The organism is Mesorhizobium sp. P5_C1 (assembly GCF_054049815.1).
Genome location: NZ_JBFULQ010000538.1, coordinates 1 through 3,652, shown reverse-complemented (window position 1 = coordinate 3,652; position 3,652 = coordinate 1). Strand labels below are relative to the sequence as shown.

Below are 3,652 nucleotides of genomic sequence, written 5' to 3'. Positions count from 1 at the left end.
CTCATTGGTCGTCATCGTCGCTTGCGGCAGGCCGCCAACTGGTCGGCTCGACCTTCTTTTGCGTATGACTGTCGGTGTAGACCCACCAGCCGTCGTCGCGATATTGCGCGATGGATTCGTTGATGACGCCGTCGCCGTCCTTCCAGGTGACGGAGACCTTTGAACCGTCGGTCGGCGCGGTCGCTATCGGCTTTCTGTCCGCCATGTCGTCCCCCCTTTGAACAGACCAGACTCAGCCGACACAACGCGGCGCCCTGCATCTGGTTCCAAACGGGTCACCGGCAGCAGGGCCTAACCAAGGTCATCAGCTGTGGGCGAAGATATCCTCTTCGTCCCAGCCCATGAGGTCGAGTTTGGCACGCGTCGGCAGGAAGCGGAAGCAGGCATCGGCCTCCTTGGTGCGCCCGTCTCGCGCCAGGCGCCCGGCCAGCACATCGCGCAAACGGTGCAAATAGAGCACATCGGAAGCAGCGTATTCGAGCTGTTCGGGCGACAGCGTCTCGGCCGCCCAGTCCGACGATTGCTGCGCCTTCGACAGGCCGACGCCGAGAAGCTCGAAGCAGATGTCCTTCAACCCGTGCCGGTCGGTGTAGGTGCGGGTCAGCCGCGAGGCGATCTTGGTGCAGAACACCGGCTCGGGCATCACCCCGAACGCATTGTAAAGCACGGCAAGGTCGAAGCGGCCGTAGTGGAACAACTTGGTCACGCCGCGATTTCTCAGCAGGCTGACGAGATTAGGCGCCTTCTTCTGGCCCGGCGCGATCTGGATCACGTCGGCTGTGCCGTCGCCCGGCGAAATCTGCACCACGCACAGCCGGTCGCGATGCGGGTTGAGCCCCAGCGTCTCGGTGTCGATGGCCACCGCCCCGACATTGTAGTGCGACAGGTCGGGCAGGTCATTTTTGTGGAAACGGATGTCGGCCATTGTCTTCTCCGGTCGAGCCTGCGGCGTGCCTTGAAGCGCAAGGGACGCCGCAGCGCTTTTATCTCGTGGCCCGTCCTCGCCGCGATCCGCTGAAAAATCAACAGGAAAACTGGGGTCCCGCCGCCTCAGCGCGTCAACGCCTCCAGAATCCGCGCCCACGAACGCTGGCCCTTGTGGAAGGAGCTCAGCTCGTATTTCTCGTTGGGCGAGTGGATGCGGTCATCGTCGAGGCCGAAGCCGACCAGCAGCGATTCCATGCCGAGATAAGTCTGGAAGTCGCCAACGACGGGAATCGAGCCGCCGCCGCCCGTCGTCACCGCCGGCTTCGGCCATTCGTCGGACAGCGCGTTCTTGGCCTTGGCCAGGAACGGCGAGTCATAGGAAAGCTGGATTGCCGGCGAGCCGCCATGCGGGTGGAATTCGACCGAACAGTCGGCCGGAATGCGCTCCCTGACGAACTTCTGGAACGCAGCGCGGGTCTTCGCCGGGTCCTGCTTGTGGACGAGGCGGAACGAGACCTTTGCCGAGGCTTCCGCCGCGATCACCGTCTTGAAGCCCTTGCCGGTGTAGCCGCCGATGATGCCGTTGAACTCGGCCGTCGGCCGCGCCCACGTCAGTTCCAGCACCGAGCGGCCCTTCTCACCCGACGGGATCGACAGGCCGACGGGTCCGAGGAACATCTCGGCCGTCTCGCCAAGCGTCTCCCATGATTTCAGGATCTGCGACGGCGTTTCCTCGACGCCGTCATAGAAGCCTGGAATGGTGATGTGGCCGTCCTTGTCGTGGATATCAGCCAAAACCTTGGCCAGGATGCGGATCGGGTTGGCGGCGGCACCGCCATAGAGGCCCGAATGCAGGTCGCGATCGGCGGCCTTCACCGTGATCTCCTCACCGACCATTCCGCGCAGCCCGACGCAGATCGACGGCGTGTCGCGGTCCCACATGCTGGTATCGCAGACCAGCGCGAAATCGGCCTTCAGCTCGTCCGCATTGGCTTCGAGGAACGGTTTCAGCGACGGTGAGCCGGATTCCTCCTCGCCCTCGAACAGGATGGTGATGCGGCACGGCAAATTGCCATGCACCTGCTTCCAGGCCCGGCAAGCCTCGACGAAGGTCATCAACTGGCCCTTGTCGTCGGCCGAACCACGCCCGGTGATCACCTTGCGGCCGGGCTCGATTTCCTTGACCGCGGGCGAAAACGGATCGCTTTCCCACAATTCGATCGGATCGACCGGCTGCACGTCGTAGTGGCCGTAGAACAGCACATGCGGGGAGCCGGCTGGTCCATCATGATGCGCAACGACCATCGGGTATCCGGGCGTGTCGCGCACGCTGGCCTCGAAACCGATCAGCTTGAGCTCTGCCACCAGCCATTCCGCCGCCTTGCGGCAGTCGGCGCCATAGGCCGGATCGGTGGAGATCGACTTGATCCTGAGCAGGCCGAACAGGCGCTCAAGGCTCTGGTCGAGATTCTTGTCGAGGCGATCGAGAACGGAGGAAACTGCGGACATTTGTGAAGCCTTTCGATTCAGTGCCGGGACCGTAAAGGCAGACTGGGCGAACGAAAAGCCCGGGACGATTGGACCAAGGCGCGCAATGCCCCTCGAACGACAAAAAAAGACCGCCGTGGTGGAGGGGGAACCACGGCGGCCTTCTACTCGAAACGATGCGGCAGCCCGGAGAGGGGGGATAGGCTGCCGCAGGTGTCCGGGATAGGCGGGGGACGGGCCTTGCTCCGGACTTCGGCGAAAACTGCCGATGACGTTTATTTGGGTCTTTGAACGTGGCGATTCAAGGGCATGAAAATTACACTTTTGTAACATGGACGTGAGCAGTCCGGCCGCTGCCATTCTCTCAGGGTGTTGCCGGAACCGRTGGGTGCCGGCGCCTTTGGCATGGACCGCAGCATCGAGCCGCGCTATCCCTGCCGACATGAAAAAAGGCGATCATCTCTTCCTTATCGACGGCTCCGGTTACATCTTCCGTGCCTATCATGCACTGCCACCGCTGACCCGCAAATCCGACGGCCTGCCGGTCGGCGCCGTTTCCGGCTTCTGCAACATGCTGTGGAAGCTGATGCTGGATGCCCGCAACACCGATGTAGGCATTGTGCCGACGCATTTCGCCGTTATTTTCGATTATTCCTCGAAAACCTTCCGCAACGATCTCTACCCCGAATACAAGGCTAACCGCTCGGCGCCGCCGGAAGACTTGATCCCGCAATTCGGCCTGATCCGCCAGGCGACCAGGGCGTTCAACCTGCCTTGCATCGAGATCGAAGGCTACGAGGCCGACGACCTGATCGCCACTTATGCCAGGCTGGCCCGCGAAGCGGGCGGCGACACCACCATTATCTCCTCCGACAAGGACCTGATGCAGTTGGTCGGCGACACGGTCGGCATGTACGACCCGATGAAGGACCGCCAGATTGGCATTCCGGAAGTCATCGAGAAATGGGGTGTGCCGCCGGAAAAGATGGTCGACCTGCAGGCGCTGACCGGTGATTCCGTCGACAATGTGCCCGGCGTGCCCGGCATCGGGCCGAAGACGGCGGCGCAACTGCTGGAGCAGTTTGGCGACCTCGACGGGCTGCTGGCCCGCGCCGGCGAGATCAAGCAGGACAAAAGGCGCGAATCGATTATCGCCAATGCAGACAAAGCGCGCATTTCACGCCAGTTGGTGACGCTGAAGGCCGACGTTCCGGTGGCAGAGGGTCTGGACGACTTC

At 62.5% G+C, this 3,652-nt stretch carries 4 protein-coding genes; 1 reads left to right on the top strand and 3 read right to left on the bottom strand.

Going from position 1 to position 3,652, the window contains the following annotated elements:
• Position 1: 1 nt before the first annotated feature.
• The 3 genes from ACXJ7R_RS27445 to ACXJ7R_RS27435 form a co-directional block, all read right to left on the bottom strand.
• Entirely contained in the window at positions 2-205 is a 204-nt protein-coding gene (locus ACXJ7R_RS27445) for a hypothetical protein (protein WP_457154559.1), read from the bottom strand.
• Positions 206-304: 99 nt separating this feature from the next.
• Positions 305-925, bottom strand: a complete 621-nt coding sequence (locus ACXJ7R_RS27440; protein ID WP_095084743.1) for a ribonuclease D — start codon at positions 923-925, stop codon at positions 305-307.
• A 125-nt stretch (positions 926-1,050) separates the two neighbouring features.
• Positions 1,051-2,436 (bottom strand): M20/M25/M40 family metallo-hydrolase, encoded by a 1,386-nt coding sequence (locus ACXJ7R_RS27435; RefSeq protein WP_457154558.1) that lies wholly within the window; start codon positions 2,434-2,436, stop codon positions 1,051-1,053.
• Positions 2,437-2,857: 421 nt separating this feature from the next.
• On the opposite strand from ACXJ7R_RS27435, the gene ACXJ7R_RS27430 reads away from it, so the two are divergent.
• Positions 2,858-3,652 (top strand): 5'-3' exonuclease (locus tag ACXJ7R_RS27430; protein WP_457154560.1); only part of this gene is annotated, 795 nt, incomplete at its 3' end.